The sequence below is a fragment of the Mesorhizobium sp. CCNWLY176 genome (genome assembly GCF_037153935.1).
GTDB classification, from domain to species: domain Bacteria; phylum Pseudomonadota; class Alphaproteobacteria; order Rhizobiales; family Rhizobiaceae; genus Mesorhizobium_M; species Mesorhizobium_M zhangyense.
In genome coordinates this window covers 261,813-281,643 of record NZ_JBBBDZ010000007.1, presented here as the reverse complement: position 1 = coordinate 281,643, position 19,831 = coordinate 261,813, and the positions used below count along the sequence as shown (strand labels likewise).

Below are 19,831 nucleotides of genomic sequence, written 5' to 3'. Positions count from 1 at the left end.
GCAATGAGAGTGTAACCTCTGGGCGCTCAGACACCAAACATCGTCCGCAGTGGGTTGGTCGGGTCCGCCAGCAGCTTGATCGCGAGCGCTATGCAGGTCAGGACCAATAGCGGTTTGATCAGCTTCGCACCGCTCTTGATCGCCAGGCTGGCGCCTACACGCGCGCCGAGAAACTGCGCGACGCCCATCATCAGCCCGATCTTCCACGAGACAACGCCGACAACTGCAAACACGGCAAAGCCGCCGATGTTCGACGCGAAGTTGAGAAGCTTGGTATGCGCCGTCGCCTTGAGCATGCCGTAGCCGGCCAGTGCTACGAAGGAAAGCATCAGGAAAGAGCCGGTCCCGGGGCCGAAAACGCCGTCATAAAAGCCGATTGCCGGCACGATCGTCAGCCCGAACAGGAAGGGCGTCAGGCGCTGCACGCGGTCGACATCATCCATATTCGGCTTCAGCGCAAAATAAAGCGCGATTGCAATCAACACGATGGGCAATACGAGACGCAGCAGGTCGCTGGGCAGGACGGTTGCCAGAAGGGCCCCAAGAACGCTGCCGAGACAGGCCAGCAACGCCGACGGCAATTGCTTTTTCAGGTCGACATGTCCCTTGGCGGCGTAGGTGATCGTGGCCGAGCCCGTGCCGAACAGACCTTGCAGCTTGTTGGTGCCGAGCGTCTCGATCGGCGAGAAACCGGCCAGCAACAGCGCCGGGATGGTGATCAGCCCACCGCCGCCGGCGATCGAATCGATGAAGCCGGCAATGAAGGCCGCCGCAGCAAGAAGCGCGATTGTTTCGGAAGCAATGTCGAACATGGGATTGGCTGGTGGGAAGAATTAACCGCTTCGACCACAGGAGACCCGTTTGCGCAAGGCGGATTTCACGCTACTCATCGTCATGAGGGAGAGAAACGAGGATTCCATGGCTGCCAGCTTGCTGACGCAAATACGCAATCTCTTCGAGGGCGACCCCGGTGTCCGCAAGGTTGCCGACGATCCGGTGCTGTCGGCGGAACTGCTTCTGCTGTTTCGAATGATCCTCGCGGACGGCACTGTCAGCGAGAGCGAGATGGTGGTGTTCCGCCGCATCTGCGAGGAATCCTTCGGCATCGGGGGCGATAGCCTCGATGCGGTCGTCGAATATCTCAACGATTATGGCTACGAGACCACCGGCGCGCAGGCCGTGGCGCTGTTCCGCGACCTGGATATCGAACGGCGCAAGCTGCTGGCCCGCCATATGGCCGAGATTGCCAAGGCGGACCACCAGCTAGCGGAAAACGAAGTGCGACTGCTGCGGCGCACGTTGGATATGCTGGGGATCAGCCCGGTGGACGTGGTGAAACCGGAGGGGTGAGACGCGGGTCGCCCAGTTTCATCCGCCCGCTCACCCCTGTTCCTGCAATCTCTTCGCAATCGCCCGGCGCAAATCCGGCGTTGCCGCAACGAGCGCCTTTCCGGCCTCCGACTGCGGATTGTCGAGAACCTCACCCGTCCTGCCGCGCTCGACGATTTTTCCCTCATGCATGACCATGACCTCGTCGGTGATGGCGCGGGCGACCGATAGGTCGTGCGTGATGAAGAGGTAGGCGACGCCGAGCCGCTGGTTGAGGTCGGCGAAGAGATCGAGGATCTGCGCGCGGATCGATACGTCCAGCGCCGACACCGGCTCGTCCGCCACGACCAGCTTTGGCCGGGTGATGATGGCGCGGGCGATCGACAGGCGCTGGCGCTGGCCGCCGGAAAATTCGTGCGGATATTTGTCCATATCGGCCGGCTTCAGGCCGACTTCATGCAGCGCGCGGGCGACCAGTTCTCGCCGCTCTTTGGCCTCGGGCTGTCTTTCCAGCACATGCAACGGCTCGGCCACCAGCCGCTCCACCTTGTGGCGGGGATTAAACGAGCCGTAGGGGTCCTGAAACACCACCTGCATGTTGCGGCGCGCCGGTTTCAGCTGGGCCTCGTCCTTGCCCGTCAGCGTCTCGCCCATGAAGCGGATCGCGCCGGCGGTCGGCTTGTCGAGCGCCAGGATCATGCGGGCAAGCGTCGATTTTCCGCAGCCGGAACGTCCCACCAGCGCGGTCGACTGGCCCAGTTTCATAGAGAACGAAACGTCGTTCACGGCACGGACCGGTTCCGGCTTGCGGAGCCAGGATGTGCGCCTGCCGGGATAGTCGCGAGTGATATTTTCGACGGAGAGCAGTGGCGCTCTCTCCCCCCTTGAGGGGGAGATGGCCGCGGAGCGGCCAGAGGGGGTTACCTCGGCAGTGCTCGGCGTATGGGCGGTTCCTCCTGATGCAACCCCTTCTGTCGCCTTTGGCGACATCCCCCCCTCGAGGGGGGAGAAGGGACGGCGCACTGGCACGTGCATCGACGCCAAAGCAAGCTGGCGCGTATAGGGATGCGACTGCTCCGACAGCGTTCGCGCCGTGTCGCCTTCCTCCATCACCTCGCCATGGCGCATGATGGTGATGCGGTCGGCCATTTCGGTGACGACGGCCAGATCGTGCGAGATCAGCAGCAGGGCCATGCGGTTCTCATTGACCAGATCGCGCAGCAGGTCGAGGATTTGAGCCTGCAAAACGACATCGAGCGCGGTGGTCGGCTCGTCGGCAATTAGCAGTTTTGGTTTCAGCGCGCAGGCAATCGCGATGACCACGCGCTGGCGCTGGCCGCCGGACAGTTCATGCGGATAGCGCGACAGCGGGAATTTTGCCTCGGGCAGGCCGACGCGGTCGAGGATTTTTCGGGCGCGTTCTTCGGCTTCCGCACGGTTCGCGCCGGTGTGCCAGCGTATGCCTTCCGCGACCTGCTCGCCGATCGTCTTGACCGGGTTCAGCGCGGTCATCGGCTCCTGGAACACCATGCCGATATCGTCGCCGCGCAGGGCGCACATCTGGTCTTCGGTCGCCGCAAGGATATCGATGCCATCGAAGCGGACCTTGCCCTGCGCGCTAGCTGCCTGCGGCAGAAGCTGCATGATGGTCAGCGCCGTCATCGATTTGCCGGAACCGGATTCGCCGACCAGCCCCATGACCTCGCCGGCACCGAGCGTCAGGTCGATATTCCTAAGGATCGGGGTGTTGCCGATCGACAGCGACAGGTTTTCGATTTCCAGCAGGCTCATCGTTGCCGCCGCAGTTTGGGGTCGATGATGTCGCTGATGCCGTCGCCGAGCAGGTTGAGGCCGAGGACGGTGATGACGATGGCAAAGCCGGGGATCAGCGCCAGATAAGGCGCCACCATCATGCGCGTCTGCGCGTCGAACAGCATGCGCCCCCAGCTCGGCATTGGCGGCTGCACGCCAAGCCCGACATAAGAAAGGCCGGCTTCGGCCAATATGCCGAGCGCGAACTGGATCGTGCCCTGCACCAGCAACAGGTTGGCGATGTTGGGCAATATGTGCTCGATGGTGATCTGCGTCCTGTTCTTTCCGGCGGCGCGCGCGGCGAGGGTGAATTCGCGTGGCCAGATGGCCAGCGCACCAGCACGCGCGACGCGGGCGAAGACCGGGATGTTGAAGATGCCGATGGCGATGACGGCGTTGGTCGCGCTTGGCCCGAGGATGGCCGTGATGATGATCGCCGAAAGCAGGGCAGGGAAGGCAAAGACCACATCGTTGAACCGCATCAGGAAATCATCGACGATGCCGCCGCGCGCCGCTGCCCAGCAGCCGAGCGGTACGCCGAGCCCCATGCCGATGCCGACCGCGACAAGTGCCACCGCAATCGAACTGCGCGCGCCGACCATGATCATCGACAGCACGTCGCGGCCGAACTGGTCGGTGCCGAACAAATGGGTTGCCGAAGGCGGCAGCATGCGGTTTGCGACGATGAGTTTCGTCACGTCGTAGGGCGTCCAGAAGAACGACACCAACGCCATGCCGGCGATGAGCACGGTGATGACGAAACCAATCACGAAGGAGCGGTTGCGCAGGGCCTGCGCGACGAAGCCGGCTTCTGGTTGGCTGGTTGGTTCGGTCGCCGGCATCGTCATCGGTTGGTCCTCAGGCGAGGATCGACGATGGCGTAGGAGAGGTCGACCAGCAGGTTGACGACGACGACAACGGCGACCAGCAGCATGACGACGCTTTCGACGACGATCAGGTCGCGCTGGGTGATGGCCTGGAAGATCAGCCGCCCAAGGCCGGGCAGATAAAACACGTTTTCGATGATGATCGTGCCGGCGAGCAGAAAGGCGAATTGCAGGCCGAGAATGGTCAGCACCGGGATCATCGCATTGCGCAGCGCGTGCCGCCACAGAACCGTGCGGCGCGGCATCCCTTTTGCGCGGGCGGTGCGGATATAGTCTTCGCCGAGCACCTCCAGCATGGCTGAGCGCGTGACGCGGGCGAGGATCGCGGCCTGCGGCAGCGCGAGCGCAATCGCGGGCAGGATCAGGGCCTTCAGTGCCGGCCAGACGCCTGCGCTCCAGCCGGGAAAGCCACCGGCAGGCACCAGCCGCAGCCAGACGGCGAAGATGTAGATGAGCAGCAGCGCGAACCAGAAATTGGGAACCGCGACGCCGATCTGCGCTGCGCCCATCGAGATGGTGTCGGCGGCGCGGCCACGCCGTTCGGCCGAGAAAATGCCGACCGGAATGGCGATCAGCGTCGACAGCGTCAGCGCGATCAGGGCTAGCGGAAGCGATACCACGACGCGCTCGGCGACGAGATCGATGACCGGCACCGAATAGGTGTAGGACTTGCCGAAATCCAGCGTCAGCAAGCCGCCGATCCATTCGAAATAGCGGACGATCACCGGCTGGTCGAGACCCATCTGGTCGCGCAGCGCCTGCACCGCGTCCGGCGTGGCATTCATGCCGAGCATCAGCCGGGCAGGGTCGCCCGGCACGATCTCCAGCATTGAGAACACGACGATAGAGGCGACTGCGAGCGTCGCGATGCCGATCAGCAGGCGTTTTAGGAGGTAGGCAGTCATGGTGCGGCTTACCCTCCCCCTTGCGGGGAGGGTCGATCCGCGAAGCGGAGCGGGGTGGGGGTGGCTACACTCGGTGACGACGGTGAAAGGTCTAGACCCCCACCCCGTCTCACCGCCATTGCTGTGCAATGGCCGCTCGCCGACCCTCCCCGCAAGGGGGAGGGTAAGAGGGTCACTCCGCCCACTTCACCTTGGTCAGATCCGTCGCCTGGATCGGCGCATTGTCCCACAAGCCTTCGACCTTGGCATCCCAGACGCCGATCTTGGGCAGTTCGAACAGGAAGCCGACCACGGCGTCGTCGGCGAGGATTTTTTGCGCCTGGCCGTAGAGTTCCTTGCGCTTGGCCTCGTCGGAGGTCAGGTTCAGTTCCTCGATGACCTTATCGAAGGCCGGATTGTCGTAGTTGAAGTAATAGTCCTTGCGCGAATAGATATCGATGTCGTTCGGCTCGGTGTGCGAGACGATAGACATGTCGTAGTCCTTCTCGGTGAAGACCTGCTTCAGCCAGTCGGCCCATTCGAGCGGGATGATTTCGGCATCGATGCCGATTTCGCGCAGCTCTGAAGCGATGATCTGGCCGCCATCTCGCGCGTAAGGGGGAGGCGGCAGCTTCAGTGTCGTCTTGAAGCCGTTTTCGAGACCTGCCTCCTTCAGTAGTTCCTTGGCCTTGGCGACATCGTGCGGATAGGTGCCGGTGAGATCGACATAGGCCGGATTGTGCGGGGCGAAATGCGAGCCGATCGGTGTGCCGAAACCGTTCGAGGCGCCGTCGATGATCGCCTTGCGGTCGAGCGCATAAGAGATCGCCTGACGCACCTTGAGATTGTCGAAGGGCGGCTTCTTGTTGTTCATCGACAGGATGGTTTCGCCCTCCGTCGAGCCGATCACCACCTTGAAGCGTGGATCGGACTGGATCTGCGGCAGGCCATCGCCGAGCGGCATGTTGGGGAACGCCTGAACGTCGCCCGAAAGCAAGGCAGGGATTGCGGCTGCGGCATCGGGGATGATGCGGAACTCGGCCTTGTCGAGGAATACGGGATCGCCCCAATAGCCGTCAGCCTTGACGAGCTTGATCGAAGAACCCTTAGCCCAGCTTTCGAATTTGAACGGCCCGGTGCCGATCGGCTTTTCCTTGTTGGTTTCCGCCGATTCCGGCGCGACGATTACCGCGTCGCCCCAGCCGAGATTGTAGAGGAAGGAGCCCTGCGGCTGCTTCAGCGTCACCTTCACGGTTGCCGGATCAACGACTTCCACCGTGTCGATCGCAGCGAACAGGGTCTTCTGCGCATTGGTCGAATTTTCGGCGCGGGCGCGGTCGAGCGAGAATTTCACGTCGTCGGCGTTGAAGTCGGTGCCGTCATGAAATTTCACGCCGGTGTGCAACTTGAAGGTATAGACCTTGCCGTCGTCGGAGACGGTCCAGCTTTCGGCGAGGTCAGGCAGCACTTCGCCCTTGGAGCCGATGCGAGTCAGACCTTCGAAGACGTTGGCGTAGACGACTTCGTCGATGGCTGCGGCAGCACCCGCCGTCGGGTCGAGATGCGGCGGCTCAAGGACCACGCCGAGCACGAGATCGGTGCGCGCGGCCATTGCCGCCGTGCTTGAAGCCAGCGCGAGTGCTGCTGCCGCCAGGATCGTCTTCCAGGATTTCATCGTCGCCAACTCCCATTGCCCTCAGTTGTCTGCCGGTCGAACCGGTTCCCGTTCGTTCGAAATCGACGGATAGAAGCGTGAATTCGCAGCCGAGTAAATCACGTTTGTTGCTGGCGAACGCCTCAAACGGAAATCTTTTTTCCTTTCAAAACCATCGCGGCGGCAATTCGCGCAAAAATCAACGCGCCTTGCCGCGTAGCAGCAGGTCGAGACCGATCGCCATCACCTTGGCCGATTGCACCATGTCCTCGATGCCGACCCACTCGTCGGGACGATGGGCGAGGTCGAGAATGCCGGGGCCGTAGGCGATGCAGTCATAGATATGGCCAATGCGGGCGACGTGCTTCTGGTCGTAGGTGCCGGGGGAGATGACGTAGTCCGGCTCGCGGTCGAAAATCTCATGGATGCCTTGCGCTATGGCCTTCACCACCGGCGCATCGCGCTCGGTCATAGTCGGCTGCACTTCCATGATGTCGCGTATGTCGTAGTCGAATTTCGGCCGCTCGCGCTTCAGCCGATCGAGGATCGACGTAACCTCGCTCTTCACCTCGGCGATGTTTTCTTCCAGCAGAAAGCGCCGGTCGATGGTCAGCCGGCACCAGTCAGGCACGTTGGGCGAGGGCAGGCCGGGGCGGAAATCCTCGGTCTGGCCGCCATGGATGGAATTGATGTTCATGGTCGAGCGCCGCGCGCCTTCCGGCACCACCGGCATTTTTGTCTGCTTGCGGTCGAGTGCGGGGAACAGCTCGCCCTCGAAGGCCTGCAGCACGGCGCCCATATGGCGCACGGCATTGTCGCCGAGGAACGGCATCGAACCGTGCGCGATCTCGCCCTTGGTCTCGATTTCCGCCCACCACACGCCGCGATGGCCGAGGCAGATGCGGTCCTTGTTGAGCGGTTCGGGAATGATGACGTGATCGACGCGCGGCTTGGAGAAATAGCCCTTGCCGGCGAGATAGGCGACGCCGCCATAGCCGCCCGATTCCTCGTCCACCGTGCCGGAAATCTCGATCGCGCCGGGAAAGTCGGGGTAGACATCCATGAAGGCTTCGACCGCGATGATCGATGCGGCCAGTCCGCCCTTCATGTCGCAGGCGCCACGGCCATAGACCCGCCCGTCCTTGACCACGCCGGCGAAGGGATCGACCGTCCAGCCTTCGCCGGCCTCGACCACATCGATATGCGAGTTGAAATGCACGGTCGGGCCGGGGCTGCGGCCGTCGAAACGGGCGACGACATTGACGCGCGGATAGCGGTCGGTATCTCCCGGCGTGCCTTCGCCGCGAATATATTCAACGCCGAAGCTGCGTTTCTTCAACCGTTCGCCGATATATTCGGCGCAGGGGCGATAGGCCTCGCCGGGCGGGTTGATGGTCGGAAAGCGGATCAGGTCGGCGGTGAGTTCGACAAGATCGTCGACCCGGCCCTCGATTGTTTTCAGCAGCTTTTCATTCATGCGGGCGACGCGAACCGGAACCTTTTTGATGATCGCATCCAGTGTTGCGCATCGCTTGCGTGAAGTCGAGGAAGGAAAAACCGCTCCGGCGGACCGGAGCGGTGGAAAGGCTTTTACGGACGCACCGCCGTCACCTCGATCTCCACCAGGAAACCCGGGGCTGCGAGGCCGGCAACTTGAAACACCGAGCGCGTCGGCAGGTTCGGCTGTTCCTTGGTGCCGAAGAATTGGGTGTAGCCTTCCATGAAGCCTGAGAAATCCATCTTGCCGTCCTTGGCCGGATCGCCGACGAGGAACACCTGCATCTTGATGACGTCGCTCATTTTCAGGTTGAGGCCGGTGAGGGTCTTCTCGATGGATTTCAGCACTGTTTCGGTCTGGGTCTTGGTGTCGCCATAGGCGGCCAGCGAGCCCTTCTCGGCCTTTTCATCGACGACCGACGGCACCGCGCCGCTGACATAGACGGTCGTCTTGCCTGCCGGCACTTCGACGGCCTGGGCGATCGGGAAGTCGGAATTGGGTATCTTGTGGCGCACGACATCTTCCGCCAGCGCGCTTCCCGCAATCACCAAGCCAGCCACAAGCGTGGCGGCGCCGATCCGCATCTTTTTCATCGCATTCTCCTTCATTCGGTAATTGGAGAGGCGGCGGAAGACAGAATTCCGCCGCCTCTCGTTTATTATCGGGTGCCGGCGACGTCCGCAGCCGTCACAGCATCCTTGTAGTCGTTGCCGAAATTGGTCCTGACATAATTGACCACGGCAGCGATCTGATCGTCGTCCATCATCTTGCCGACCGGGGGCATGCCCTTCAGACCGTTCAACAGCACGTAGATGGGATAGCCGCTGGACTCCAGATTGGCATTCTTGGCCAGCGCCGGATAATGGCCGGCGCCGACCGCGCCCTGGCCTTCGCTCATGTGGCAGGCGGCGCAGACATTGGCGTAGAGTTCTTCACCGGTCTTTTCGGTGAAGTTGTTGCCGGAGCTGAAGGTGACCCCTGCCGAATCGGCAAGCGCGCCCGAAACGGCGAACAGGCTGAATGCCACGGTGGCGGCGAGGCGGCCGAGCGGCCGGGAAGATTGCGTGGTCATGATGACATGCCTTCCGGAATTGAGGGGAGAGGGATGGATCGTCATGGCCATCACCCCGCAACCACGCGTTGATGCAACCGGGTGATCGCATCCAGCGAGGACAGTATCGCGCCCTCCATCCAAGCCGGGATGTAGGATGCGTGTTCGCCGGCTAGCACGATGCGCCCGTCGATCTTGCACAGGTTTTCGTAGTGCTCCTTGCGCGCCTCGTCGGTCCAGTCGCCGGCGCAGCCCAGCGTGAAGGGCGACCGGTGCCATGCCCAGGAGACGCCGTTCTCGAACTCATCCTTGTATTGCGGATGGATCTGCGAGCCGTATTCGACCGCGCGCTTGACCCGTTCTTCCAGCGACATCGAGGTGAATTCGTAGGAATTCGGCCCGTTCCAGGTGTAGCAGCCGAGAAGCACGCCCTTGCCGGCCTTGTTGAAGTCGGTGCTGGGATAGGAAATCTGCGTGATCGGCAGGTCGGTGTAGCTGACGCCGCCGAAGATCAAATCGTCCTCTTCCCAGAAGCGACGCTTGAACTGCAGCCCGACCTTGACCGAGGAGGCATAGGGCACCGCCTCGATCGCCGCCTGCATCGGCGCGCCGACATTGATCTCGATCTGGCTGAGGATGGTCAGCGGGATCGTGCAGACGCACCAGTCGGCGCTGGCCTGCTGGGTCGTGCCGGGCTTCTGCGTGTCCTCATAGGTCACGGTGACGCCCTTGTCGTCCTGCGCGATCTTGGTGACCTTGGCATTGTAGGTGATGAGGTCGCCGACTTCCTTGGCGAAGGCCTTGCCGATCATGTCGATGCCGCCGACCGGCTGAAACATCGTCGTCTGGAACTCATAAAGCGCAAAGTTCTCCAGGCTACCCCAGAGGCCTGAGCTCAGTATGTCCGACAGATCTATCGGCTTGCCGGGCACCGGAACCGCGGTAAGGCCACCGCCGGGGTCTTTCTCATAGCCGCGATATTCGCTCGTATGCAGGCTCTGCTTGTAGGAATAGTCGCTGTCGAGCGCGCCCCACGACTTGAGCGCTTCGAGCAGCATTTCCTGGTCTTCCTTGGTGACGTCGCCTTCGAGCTTGCCCTTCTGGGTTACCTTGGCGAGCAGTTCGGAGACGTGACCCTGGAAATCCGTCTTGATGTCGCGGATGCGCTGCGGCTTGCCGCCGAAGCCTTTCGTTGAATGCAGGAAGGCGTTGTGGTTGATCTGCTGGAAAGGCTGCAACGTCACGCCAAGCCGCTTGCAATAGGCGAGCAGGCCGTTGTGGTGATAGGGGATGCGCCACGGGCCCGGATTGACGTAAAGCCCTTCGTCGAACTCGCATTTCTGCGTCGCACCGGCGATGTCGGTAAAACTGTCGCCGCCGCGGATAGTCCAGTTACGGCCGCCGGGGCGGGCGTTATATTCAAGTATCTGCACCTTGTAGCCGGCTTGCCTCAATTCGAGCGCGGCCGTCATTCCGGCAAGTCCCGAACCCAGGATAAGCACCGAGGCTCCCTTCGGGTCGCCTTCCAGCTTGACTGGCCCCTTGTAGCCGGACTCACTCGCCAGCCCCATGCTGGTCATGGCCTGATACATGGCCGCACTGCCGGCTGTCATGCCGATCAGGGATAGCAGTTTGCGCCGGCTCAAGCCGGTAAGTTGGGAATATTGTTGCATTTTTCATCCCTCCGTGGCGGCGGCTTGCACAGGCAGTCGCGCCGTTTCGTACTGGAGTGCGATTGGTCCGCTCCAGTCGCAGGGATGAACCTATGCCGATGACTCCAAGTGTCAACGGAGGCACTCCCGATGGAGCAATGGTCCAAGGGTTCTGGCGCAATTTTGGCAGCACCGCGGGACTGCTGCTCGCAAGACTGTCGGGTTGTATCGTTGCTGTGACGTATTGGCCACAGCAAATTTACCCCGTGTATAGAATTTCACAGTCTTCTTGAGTTGCGAGCTGTAAAGCCTCGAAAAGAAGGGGGCTATTCACATGTACAAAGCAATGATTTTCGCAATTACGCTGATTCTTTCTGGTACGCCAGTTCAGACCATGGCGGATAATCTTGTGGCCAGGGTCAGTGTTTCGTCGCAGACGATGACGGTCAGTAAACAGGGCCGTGTGATCCACACCTGGAAAGTATCGACCGCGCGCAGGGGGTATTCCACGCCGCGCGGAAGCTGGCGGCCGACGCGCATGCACCGCATGTGGTACTCGCGCAAATACGAGATGTCGCCGATGCCCTATTCGGTATTCTTCCGCGGCGGCTATGCCATCCATGGAACCGGCTACGTCAAGCAACTCGGACGGCCCGCATCGCATGGTTGCGTGCGTCTGGCGACATCGAATGCGGCGCAGTTCTATTCCCTGGTCAGGGAAATGGGCCCAGGCAACACGCGGATCATCGTCACCAACTGATCGATTCGATATTCCAAGTTCCGACCATATCCCGCAATCACTTTGCGGCATGTTGTTTATGTCTAGACGAAAATTGCCGTGAAATGACGCCTTCGGGCATTTCATTTCAGGCGCGTGCTCTGTAGGAATCGGCAGAGGAGCACTGCCGATGACATCCGAGCCGCGTCTTGCGCTATCGACACCCGTTGCCGACGAGGTCCGCAAGACCACCTGCTACATGTGCGCGTGCCGCTGCGGCATCAATGTGCACATCAAGGACGGCAAGATCCGCTACATCGAGGGCAACCGCGACCATCCGGTCAATCGCGGGGTGCTCTGCGCCAAGGGTTCGGCCGGCATCATGCAGCACTATGCGCCGGCAAGGCTGCGTGCGCCGCTGAAGCGCACCGGCCCGCGTGGTTCGGGCGAATTCCAGGAAATCTCGTGGGAAGAAGCGCTCTCCATCGCCACCGGCTGGCTCGACGGCGTGCGCCACGACGATCCGAAGAAGCTCGCCTTCTTCACTGGGCGCGACCAGTCGCAGTCGCTCACCGGCTTCTGGGCGCAGCAATTCGGCACGCCGAACTATGCAGCCCACGGTGGCTTCTGCTCAGTGAACATGGCAGCGGGCGGCATCATGACCATCGGCGGCGCCTTCTGGGAGTTCGGCGCGCCGGACTGGGACAGGACCAAGCTGTTCGTCATGTTCGGGGTCGCGGAAGACCACGATTCCAATCCGATCAAGATGGGCATCGCCAAGGTCAAGAAGAACGGCGCGCGCTTCGTCTCGGTCAATCCCGTGCGCACCGGCTATTCGGCGGTCGCCGACAACTGGATCGGCATCCGCCCCGGCACGGACGGGCTGCTGATCCTTGCGGTCGTGCACGAACTGCTGAAAGCGCGCAGGATCGATGTCGATTACCTCGTCCGCTACTCCAATGCGCCCTGGCTGGTCATCGATGCACCCGGCACTGCCGAGCATGGCCTGTTCGCGCGCGATGCCGATGGCAAGCCGCTGATCTTCGAAACGGTCACCGAGCGCGCCGTGCCCGTCGGCACGAAAGGCGCACGACCGGCGTTGTCAGGCCGGCATGAGCTTCCGGACGGGCGTTTTGCCGTGCCGTCCTTCCAGCTTCTGGCCGAAAAATATCTCGATCCGAAATATGCGCCGGAAGCGGCGTCTGTCGAAACCGGGGTGGCGGTCGATGTCATTCGCGGCCTTGCTGCCGAGATCGCCCGCGTTGCTTTCGACGAGGCAATCACCATCGAGCAGCCGTGGACCGATGTGCACGGCGAACGCCATGATCATTTCGTTGGCAGGCCGGTATCGTTCCATGCCATGCGCGGCCTTTCGGCCCATTCTAACGGCTTTCAGACAGCGCGCGCGCTGCACATGCTGCAGGTGCTGATAGGTGCTGTCGATTGCCCCGGCGCATTCCGCTTCGAGCCGCCTTATCCGAAGCCGCTGGAAGCGCATCCGACACCGCATGGCAAGGCCGAGCATTTCGGCTCGGCCAAGCCGCTGTCGGGTCCGCATCTCGGTTTCCCGCGCGGGCCGGAGGATCTGCTGATCGACGCCGAGGGTAAGCCGACGCGCATCGACAAGGCGTTTTCATGGGACGCGCCGATTTCCGCGCATGGCCTGATGCATATGGTCATCGCCAATGCCCATGCCGGCGATCCGTATCCGATCGACGTTCTGTTCCTCTACATGGCCAACATGGCCTGGAATTCCTCCATGAACACCGCCGGCGTCATGAAGATGCTGGAGGACAAGGACCCGGAGACCGGCGAATACCGCATACCGAAGATCATCTATTCCGACGCCTATGCTTCCGAAATGGTCGCCTATGCCGATCTCGTTTTGCCCGACACGACTTATCTCGAACGGCATGACTGTATTTCGCTGCTCGACCGGCCGATCTCCGAGCCCGACGCCGTGCAGGACGCCATCCGCTGGCCGGTGGTCGAGCCGGACCGTGACGTGCGCGGGTTCCAGAGCGTGCTTATCGATCTCGGCGCACGGCTGAAGCTGCCGGCCTTCGTCGATTCGCGCGGCACGGCGATCTACAAGGATTACGCCGACTACATCGTGCGCCACGAGCGCCGTCCGGGCATTGGGCCGCTCGCCGGCTTTCGCGGCCTGAATGGCGACAAGGCAGGGCGTGGGGCCGCCAATCCCGACCAGCTCAAGCGCTACATCGAGAACGGCTCGTTCTTCTCGGCGCATATCCCGCTCGAAGCGCAGTTCTTCAAGCATGCGAACCAGGCCTATCAGGATTTTGCCGTGCGCATGGGCTTCTTCGACACGCCGCAGCCGGTGACGTTCCAGCTCTACAGCGAGCCGCTGCAGAAGTTCCGCCTGTCCGCCGAGGGCCTGCGCGCGCCGTTTGCGCCGGAAACGCATCGCCAGCGCATTCTGGACAGCTTTACGCCGCTGCCCGACTGGTATCGGCCTTTCGAGGAAGCGCTGGTCAACCGCGATACCTACCCCTACCATGCCATCACCCAGCGGCCGGCGGCGATGTATCATTCCTGGGGCTCGATGAACGCCTGGCTGCGCCAGATTCATACCCGCAACCCGCTCTATGTGCCGGGGCCGATCTGCGACGAGCATGGACTTGTGGATGGCGATTGGGTCTGGGTCATTTCGCATCACGGGCGCATCAAGGTCGAGATCGCGCGGATGGAGGCGGTCAATTCCTCGACGATCTGGACCTGGAACGCCATCGGCAAGCGCAAGGGCGCCTGGGGGCTGGACGAGGACGCGCCGGAAGCCAAAAAAGGCTTCCTGATGAATCACTTGATCCACGAACTTCTGCCGCCGAAGGGCGACGGCATGCGCTGGTCGAATTCCGATCCGGTCACCGGGCAGGCGGCCTGGTACGATCTGCGCGTGCGCATCGAGAAGGCGGAAAAGGCGCAGATCAGCGAGCCGCATTTTCCGGCTGTATCGGAGCCGGGCAGGGCGCATGTCCATGTCGAGGAACTGCGCTACGGACAGGAGTGGGCGAAATGACCATGCTGCCCGCGCACTCGACGCCGAAGAAACTCGGGCTCGTCATCGACCTCGACGTCTGCGTCGGATGTCATGCCTGCGTCGTCAGTTGCAAGGAATGGAACACCGGCGGCTACGGCTCGGCGCTGTCCGATCAGGATCCGTACGGTGCCGACGTTTCCGGCGCCTGGCTGAACCGCGTGCATACATTCGAGGTGATGCCGGAAGGCGGCGAACTCGTCGGTGAGGCGGGTGATGCGCGCATCGTGCACTTCCCGAAATCCTGCCTGCATTGCGAGGATGCACCCTGCGTCACCGTGTGCCCCACCGGTGCGTCCTACAAACGCTCGGCCGACGGCATCGTGCTGGTCGATGAGGACAAGTGCATCGGCTGCGGGCTCTGCGCCTGGGCCTGCCCCTATGGCGCGCGCGAAATGGACCTTGCCGCCGGCGTCATGAAGAAATGCACGCTCTGCATCGACCGCATCTACAATGAGACCTTCGAGGAAGTGGACCGCGTGCCGTCCTGCGTGCGCACATGCCCGGCCAATGCCCGCCATTTCGGCGATATCGCCGATCCGCAATCCGACGTTTCGATCATGGTCGCGCAGCGCGGCGGCATGGACCTGATGCCGGAGCAGGGCACGCGGCCAGTCAACAAATACCTTCCGCCGCGCCCGCGAAAATCGCTGGCGGATAGTGCGAGAGGTTTGCCGTTGGCGGAAAATACCGAAGGTGCCAAGGGTTTCTTTGCCTGGCTCGACGGCATGCTGGACCGTATCTGATCTCATGCATCCAGCCCCCTCGATCATCCTCTTCACGACGCTTTCCGGCCTTGGCTACGGCCTCGCTGCCGTTCTCGGCCTCGGACTGCTCGACCCTGCCGCAATCGCCACGAAATTCGCCCATGTGCTGGCACTGGCGCTGATCGGCGGCGGGCTCTTGTCCTCAACGCTGCATCTCGGCAATCCGCAGCGCGCCTGGCGGGCGCTGTCTCAGTGGCGGTCGAGCTGGCTGTCGCGCGAGGGCGTGATGGCTATCCTCACCTTCCTGCCGCTCGTCTTCTCGGCGTGGATGGCGATCTTCGAAAGCCGCTATCTGCTGCTTCCCGGCCTGCTCGGCACGGTGCTGTGCCTCGTGACGGTCTACTGCACCGGCATGATCTACGCTTCGCTGAAATCCGTCCAGACGTGGCACACGCCGCTGACGCCGCTCTGCTATCTGCTGTTTGCCGTTGCCGGCGGTTTTGTCCTGGCTGGGTTCTTTGCCTTCTGTGGCAGCGGCAGGACCGTTCTTGTTCCGGTCCTGGCTATCATCTTCCTGATTGCCGCCTGGGCGGCGAAGGCGCTGTGGCGTGATCACATGAAAAGGATGGTGCCGCTATCGACACCCGAAAGCGCGACGGGTCTCGGCAATATCGGCCATGTTCGCCTGTTCGAGCGGCCGCATGTCACGGAAAACTACCTGACCAGCGAAATGGGCTTCAAGGTCGCGCGCAAGCATGCGGCCAAGCTTTGGTTTGTCGCCTTGATTGCGGGGGGTGTAATTCCTGCCGTGCTGTTTCTCGGCTTGCTGCTGACTGGTGCGGAGGGCGGTCCGCTCACCGCCTTCGTTGCTACGCTTGCCGTCGCAGTGCACGCGCTTGGCATGCTTACGGAGCGCTGGCTGTTTTTTGCGGAAGCCCGGCATGCGGTGATGAATTACTACGGCGGTTGAAGGCGGAGGCTGCCTTTCGTGCGGACCTATCCGGCCGGTTTCAGCTTGCCGCGTCTGTTGAGCGCGGCGAGGCGCTTTATCAGCCGTTGAATTGCAAGCTTCTGCGCGTTGCGCTCGGGGCGGTGCTGGATGCCCCACGGGGTCCAGAGTGCCGCTCCTGCGGAGGTAGTCTGAGGTTTTTCCGTGCGGTTTTCCATAGCCATTCTCATTATCACGAAATATGAACGGCTGAAATCCGACTTTGTTACGACCGGAAAACCTCTATCACGCGGACGTGTTCGGCGTTTGGGCAGGTGCCTGTTTGCGTCCACGGCCACGCTTCTTCTTCGACAGCACCCAGCGCTTGTGGAACCACATCCACTGGCCGGGGTCCTCGCGCACCCAGCGCTCGACGACGTCGTTGACGAGCTGAGCCGTGGCGGTCAGATCGACGGAACCATCGGCTTCGCGCGGCAGTTCGAGCTTGTTCTCGATAACCAGCTTGAACCGGTTGTTCGGCAGGCGGATGCAGCGGGCAGGGTAAACGTCGCAATCATATTGCCGCGCAAGTTTCGACAGCAGCGGGCTTGTCTCGCACTCGCGACCGAAAAACGTCGTGCGCAGACCACGCGTGAATTTCTGGTCGACGAGCACGCCGATGGTGCCGTTGTTTTCCAGGATGCGGGCCAGCGTGAAGGACGCGCCCGTCTTGGAAGCGAGCAGGTCGCCCATGGTCGAGCGCCGCGTCGAGAGGATGTAGTCGGCGACGTAGGGATTGTTGGGCGGCCGAAACAGCGCCGTCACCTTCATGCCAAAGGTAGCACCCGCGATCGGCAGCAGCTCGAAATTGCCGAAATGGCCGGTGAACAGGATATGCGGTCTCTGCTCTGCCGCAATGTGCTCGAAAATGCGCTCGCCCTGCACCTCGACGCGGCCGGGTTCCGTGGCTTTCGGATCGTAGTCGAAGAGCTGGTCGAGGAAGATGTATTCCGCCGCCAGCCGGGCCATGTTGCCCCACATGTCGAGCGCAATGGCGCTGATTTCCTCTTCGGACTTTTCCGGAAAGGCCTGGCGCAGATTGTCGAGCGCGACCTGATGACGCCCGACCAGCGGGCCGACACGGCGGCCGGCGCGGTCGGCGAAATTCAGCGCCTTGTCGGTGGGCAGCAGGCGCAGGATGGAAAGCAGCGCCTTGGCAAGCTGCGCAACCAGCCAGTAATTGGCCATCTTCAGCCGTTGCGACAGGCGGTAGAGAAAGGCTTTCACGGTCTCACCGGGCCTGTAGCTTGAGTGACTGCATCAATTGACGCGCAGGATGATCTTGCCGAACACATCGCGGCCTTCCATGCGCTTCAACGCAGCGTCGATGGAATCGAAATCGACTTCCGTGTCGATCACGGGCGCGACCAGACCGGCGGCCATCTTCTGCATGGCATCAGCCATGTTTTCCATGCGGCAGCCGAAGGAGCCGAGCAGTTTCAACTGCTGCTGGAACAGCATCATCAGGTTGATTTCTGTCGAAACGCCCGAGGTAGAGCCGCAGGTGACGAGGCGCCCGCCGCGCTTCAGGCTAAACATCGATCCGGCCCACGTGTCCTTGCCGACATGCTCGAAGACGACGTCGACGCCCTTCTTCTTCGTCAGCTTGCGCACGACGCCCTCAAAACGGTCCTCGCGGTAGTTGATGACGTGATCGGCGCCGAGCGCCTTCGCCTTCTCGATCTTGTCGTCGGAGCCGACGGTGGTGATGACCGTGCAGCCCATCTTCTTGGCAAGCTGGATCGCGGCAGAGCCGATGCCCGAGCCGCCGGCATGGACGAGGATCGTCTCGCCGGGCTGGAGCCTGGCGTTGTCGAACAGCATGTGCTCGACCGTGCCGAAGGTGACGGGAGCGACCGCCGCGCCGATATCGCTGACGCCGGGAGGGGCAGGGACCAACAGGCGCGCCGGCAGATTGATCTTCTCCTGCGCAAAACCGTCGAGATGGAAGCCATGCACGCCGGAAACGTGCTCGCAGAGATTGTCACGGCCTTCGCGGCAGGGGCGGCAGAGGCCGCAGGTGCGCGCGCCATAGATCGAGACGAGCTGACCCGGTGCAAGGTTCGAAACGCCGGGGCCGACGGCCTCGACTTCGCCCGACGCTTCGGCGCCGACGACCAGCGGCAGCTTGCGCTTGGCAAACGCCATGCCGCGCCAGCCCCAGACATCGATGTGGTTGAGCGCAACGGCCTTGATGCGCAGCGTGACCTCGCCGAGCGCCGGTGCCGGCGGCGGTGCGATATCCACGGTTTCGAGTTTGCGATCCTCGACGAGTTGCAATGCGCGCATCGGCGGTCCTTCAAATGTTGAAGGCGTCGCTTAGACCGGTTCCCGCGCCATGACAAGGCAGGTGTTCTGGCCGCCGAAGCCGAAGGAATTGGAAAGCACCGTGGCGACCTCGGCATCGCGCTTCCTGTTCGGCACGACATCGAGTTCGATCGCCGGGTCGGGATTGTCGTAATTGATCGTCGGCGGGATGACGCCTTCGCGCATCGTCAGGAGCGAGAATGCCGCCTCGATGGCGCCGGCGGCAGACAGCGTATGGCCGATCATCGACTTGTTGGACGAGATTGGCATGGAGCGCATGCGCTCGCCGAAGACCGTCGAAAGCGACATATGCTCCATCTTGTCGTTTTCCGGCGTCGAAGTGCCGTGCGCGTTGACGTAGGCAATGCCGTTCTCGCCAAGCCCTGCATCGGAAAGTGCCGCCTTGACCGCACCGATCGCCGGCGACCCGTCCGGCTTGGAGCGGGTGCGGTGGAAGTCGTCGGCCTTTTCGCCGCAGCCCTGCAGAATGCCGAGCACGGTCGCGCCGCGCGCCAGCGCGCTTTCGAGCGATTCGAGTACGAGGGCTGCCGAACCTTCGGCGATCACGAAGCCGTCGCGATCCTTGGAGAACGGCTTCGATGCCTTTTCGGGAATGTCGTTATGCGTCGACAGGGCCGACAGCAGCGAGAAGCGGATCAGCGCTTCGGCGGTAACCGAGCCATCCGCGCCGATCGACAGCGCGCGGTCGCATTCGCCGCGCCGGATCGCTTCGACGCCGAGCTGGATCGCGGTCGCACCAGAGGCGCAGGCGGTCGATAGCGTGATCGGCAGGCCGCGCGTGCCGAATTCGTCTGCGAGGCGGGCTGCGATCGAGCCGAACTGCGAGGTTTCGAAAATGTCGAGTGTCGGCAGGTTGCGGGCAACCGTCAGCAGGCGGTCGGAGGCGCTGCCTTCCGTGCCGGTGTTGTAGAGCGAGAAGCGCTCGCGCCAGTCGAGTTCGACCGGCGGGGAGGCGAGGAACAGCGGGCCGCCGAAATCATCGGGGTCGAGGCCGGATTCCGCGATCGCCTCGCGGCCGGCGGTCTCGGCCAGCTCATAGGTCAGGGCGCTGGCGCCCTTGTCGCTCGACGGCAGGAAATCGACGGTGCCGGCAATGCGTGTGTTGAGATGATCGATGGGGAAGCGCGTGATCGGGTGAATGCCGGAGCGGCCGGAGGTGAGTGCTGCCCAGTTGTCGGCCTTGCCGACGCCAAGCGAGGTGACAACGCCAATGCCGGTTACGGCGACGATCGGCCTGCCGAGATGGTCGTTGTATTTAGCCATGT

At 62.4% G+C, this 19,831-nt stretch carries 18 protein-coding genes; 5 read left to right on the top strand and 13 right to left on the bottom strand.

Annotated features, from left to right (window positions below; all coding sequences use genetic code 11):
* Positions 1-26 precede the first annotated feature (26 nt).
* A complete protein-coding gene (locus tag WBQ96_RS14550) occupies positions 27-812 on the bottom strand; it encodes a TSUP family transporter (RefSeq protein WP_165113032.1) in 786 nt (261 codons plus the stop codon).
* Between the two features lie 106 nt (positions 813-918).
* Between WBQ96_RS14550 and WBQ96_RS14545 the strand changes: the two genes are divergently transcribed.
* Positions 919-1,350, top strand: coding sequence for a tellurite resistance TerB family protein (locus tag WBQ96_RS14545; RefSeq protein WP_165113034.1), 432 nt, complete (start codon positions 919-921; stop codon positions 1,348-1,350).
* 30 nt (positions 1,351-1,380) lie between these two features.
* Here the strand turns inward: WBQ96_RS14545 and WBQ96_RS14540 are convergent, their stop codons facing one another.
* From WBQ96_RS14540 to WBQ96_RS14505, 8 genes are all read right to left on the bottom strand, one after another.
* The gene (locus WBQ96_RS14540) at positions 1,381-3,120 is read right to left on the bottom strand and encodes an ABC transporter ATP-binding protein (protein WP_336550661.1); all 1,740 of its coding nucleotides are present in this window, start codon (positions 3,118-3,120) and stop codon (positions 1,381-1,383) included.
* On the bottom strand, positions 3,117-3,989 hold the full coding sequence (locus tag WBQ96_RS14535; RefSeq protein ID WP_336550662.1) for an ABC transporter permease: 873 nt from the start codon (positions 3,987-3,989) through the stop codon (positions 3,117-3,119). Before WBQ96_RS14535 ends, WBQ96_RS14540 begins: the two co-directional genes overlap by 4 nt.
* A complete protein-coding gene (locus WBQ96_RS14530) occupies positions 3,986-4,933 on the bottom strand; it encodes an ABC transporter permease (RefSeq protein ID WP_336550663.1) in 948 nt (315 codons plus the stop codon). The genes WBQ96_RS14535 and WBQ96_RS14530 overlap by 4 nt, the downstream gene beginning before the upstream one ends.
* A 172-nt stretch (positions 4,934-5,105) precedes the next feature.
* Positions 5,106-6,587, bottom strand: a complete 1,482-nt coding sequence (locus WBQ96_RS14525) for an ABC transporter substrate-binding protein (protein WP_336550664.1) — start codon at positions 6,585-6,587, stop codon at positions 5,106-5,108.
* Between the two features lie 178 nt (positions 6,588-6,765).
* On the bottom strand, positions 6,766-8,043 hold the full coding sequence (locus WBQ96_RS14520) for an acetylornithine deacetylase/succinyl-diaminopimelate desuccinylase family protein (protein WP_336550665.1): 1,278 nt from the start codon (positions 8,041-8,043) through the stop codon (positions 6,766-6,768).
* Positions 8,044-8,156: 113 nt separating this feature from the next.
* Positions 8,157-8,657 carry a RidA family protein gene (locus tag WBQ96_RS14515; RefSeq protein ID WP_336550666.1) on the bottom strand — a complete coding sequence of 167 codons (501 nt, stop codon included), beginning with the start codon at positions 8,655-8,657 and terminating at the stop codon, positions 8,157-8,159.
* 65 nt (positions 8,658-8,722) lie between these two features.
* The gene (locus WBQ96_RS14510; protein ID WP_336550667.1) at positions 8,723-9,181 is read right to left on the bottom strand and encodes a c-type cytochrome; all 459 of its coding nucleotides are present in this window, start codon (positions 9,179-9,181) and stop codon (positions 8,723-8,725) included.
* Positions 9,182-9,186: 5 nt separating this feature from the next.
* The gene (locus tag WBQ96_RS14505; protein ID WP_336550668.1) at positions 9,187-10,788 is read right to left on the bottom strand and encodes a flavin monoamine oxidase family protein; all 1,602 of its coding nucleotides are present in this window, start codon (positions 10,786-10,788) and stop codon (positions 9,187-9,189) included.
* A gap of 325 nt (positions 10,789-11,113) precedes the next feature.
* Here WBQ96_RS14505 and WBQ96_RS14500 point away from each other — a divergent pair, with 325 nt between their 5' ends.
* From WBQ96_RS14500 to WBQ96_RS14485, 4 genes are all read left to right on the top strand, one after another.
* A complete protein-coding gene (locus WBQ96_RS14500) occupies positions 11,114-11,527 on the top strand; it encodes a L,D-transpeptidase (RefSeq protein WP_336550989.1) in 414 nt (137 codons plus the stop codon).
* A gap of 148 nt (positions 11,528-11,675) precedes the next feature.
* Entirely contained in the window at positions 11,676-14,525 is a 2,850-nt protein-coding gene (locus WBQ96_RS14495) for a molybdopterin oxidoreductase family protein (RefSeq protein ID WP_336550669.1), read from the top strand.
* Positions 14,522-15,289: a 4Fe-4S dicluster domain-containing protein gene (locus WBQ96_RS14490; RefSeq protein WP_336550670.1), complete on the top strand. Its 768-nt coding sequence runs from the start codon at positions 14,522-14,524 to the stop codon at positions 15,287-15,289. The genes WBQ96_RS14495 and WBQ96_RS14490 overlap by 4 nt, the downstream gene beginning before the upstream one ends.
* A gap of 4 nt (positions 15,290-15,293) precedes the next feature.
* Positions 15,294-16,220 carry a dimethyl sulfoxide reductase anchor subunit family protein gene (locus WBQ96_RS14485; protein WP_336550671.1) on the top strand — a complete coding sequence of 309 codons (927 nt, stop codon included), beginning with the start codon at positions 15,294-15,296 and terminating at the stop codon, positions 16,218-16,220.
* Positions 16,221-16,246: 26 nt separating this feature from the next.
* Here the strand turns inward: WBQ96_RS14485 and WBQ96_RS14480 are convergent, their stop codons facing one another.
* The 4 genes from WBQ96_RS14480 to WBQ96_RS14465 form a co-directional block, all read right to left on the bottom strand.
* Entirely contained in the window at positions 16,247-16,417 is a 171-nt protein-coding gene (locus WBQ96_RS14480; RefSeq protein WP_336550672.1) for a hypothetical protein, read from the bottom strand.
* A gap of 67 nt (positions 16,418-16,484) precedes the next feature.
* Positions 16,485-17,465, bottom strand: a complete 981-nt coding sequence (locus WBQ96_RS14475) for a lipid A biosynthesis lauroyl acyltransferase (protein ID WP_336550673.1) — start codon at positions 17,463-17,465, stop codon at positions 16,485-16,487.
* Positions 17,466-17,498: 33 nt separating this feature from the next.
* The gene (locus WBQ96_RS14470) at positions 17,499-18,527 is read right to left on the bottom strand and encodes a zinc-binding dehydrogenase (RefSeq protein WP_336550674.1); all 1,029 of its coding nucleotides are present in this window, start codon (positions 18,525-18,527) and stop codon (positions 17,499-17,501) included.
* Positions 18,528-18,557: 30 nt separating this feature from the next.
* Positions 18,558-19,829: a beta-ketoacyl-ACP synthase gene (locus tag WBQ96_RS14465; protein ID WP_336550675.1), complete on the bottom strand. Its 1,272-nt coding sequence runs from the start codon at positions 19,827-19,829 to the stop codon at positions 18,558-18,560.
* Between the last annotated feature and the right edge of the window lie 2 nt (positions 19,830-19,831).

Excerpts from the sequence above, each read along its gene's own strand:
- WBQ96_RS14520 (WP_336550665.1), bottom strand. The coding sequence starts at position 8,043 with ATGAATGAAAAGCTGCTGAAAACAATCGAGGGCCGGGTCGACGATCTT.
- WBQ96_RS14495 (WP_336550669.1), top strand. The coding sequence starts at position 11,676 with ATGACATCCGAGCCGCGTCTTGCGCTATCGACACCCGTTGCCGACGAG.
- WBQ96_RS14470 (WP_336550674.1), bottom strand. The coding sequence starts at position 18,527 with ATGCGCGCATTGCAACTCGTCGAGGATCGCAAACTCGAAACCGTGGAT.
- WBQ96_RS14540 (WP_336550661.1), bottom strand. The coding sequence starts at position 3,120 with ATGAGCCTGCTGGAAATCGAAAACCTGTCGCTGTCGATCGGCAACACC.
- WBQ96_RS14515 (WP_336550666.1), bottom strand. The coding sequence starts at position 8,657 with ATGAAAAAGATGCGGATCGGCGCCGCCACGCTTGTGGCTGGCTTGGTG.
- WBQ96_RS14525 (WP_336550664.1), bottom strand. The coding sequence starts at position 6,587 with ATGAAATCCTGGAAGACGATCCTGGCGGCAGCAGCACTCGCGCTGGCT.
- WBQ96_RS14500 (WP_336550989.1), top strand. The coding sequence starts at position 11,114 with ATGATTTTCGCAATTACGCTGATTCTTTCTGGTACGCCAGTTCAGACC.
- WBQ96_RS14550 (WP_165113032.1), bottom strand. The coding sequence starts at position 812 with ATGTTCGACATTGCTTCCGAAACAATCGCGCTTCTTGCTGCGGCGGCC.
- WBQ96_RS14545 (WP_165113034.1), top strand. The coding sequence starts at position 919 with ATGGCTGCCAGCTTGCTGACGCAAATACGCAATCTCTTCGAGGGCGAC.
- WBQ96_RS14485 (WP_336550671.1), top strand. The coding sequence starts at position 15,294 with ATGCATCCAGCCCCCTCGATCATCCTCTTCACGACGCTTTCCGGCCTT.
- WBQ96_RS14530 (WP_336550663.1), bottom strand. The coding sequence starts at position 4,933 with ATGACTGCCTACCTCCTAAAACGCCTGCTGATCGGCATCGCGACGCTC.
- WBQ96_RS14535 (WP_336550662.1), bottom strand. The coding sequence starts at position 3,989 with ATGACGATGCCGGCGACCGAACCAACCAGCCAACCAGAAGCCGGCTTC.
- WBQ96_RS14510 (WP_336550667.1), bottom strand. The coding sequence starts at position 9,181 with ATGACGATCCATCCCTCTCCCCTCAATTCCGGAAGGCATGTCATCATG.
- WBQ96_RS14465 (WP_336550675.1), bottom strand. The coding sequence starts at position 19,829 with ATGGCTAAATACAACGACCATCTCGGCAGGCCGATCGTCGCCGTAACC.
- WBQ96_RS14505 (WP_336550668.1), bottom strand. The coding sequence starts at position 10,788 with ATGCAACAATATTCCCAACTTACCGGCTTGAGCCGGCGCAAACTGCTA.
- WBQ96_RS14490 (WP_336550670.1), top strand. The coding sequence starts at position 14,522 with ATGACCATGCTGCCCGCGCACTCGACGCCGAAGAAACTCGGGCTCGTC.
- WBQ96_RS14480 (WP_336550672.1), bottom strand. The coding sequence starts at position 16,417 with ATGGAAAACCGCACGGAAAAACCTCAGACTACCTCCGCAGGAGCGGCA.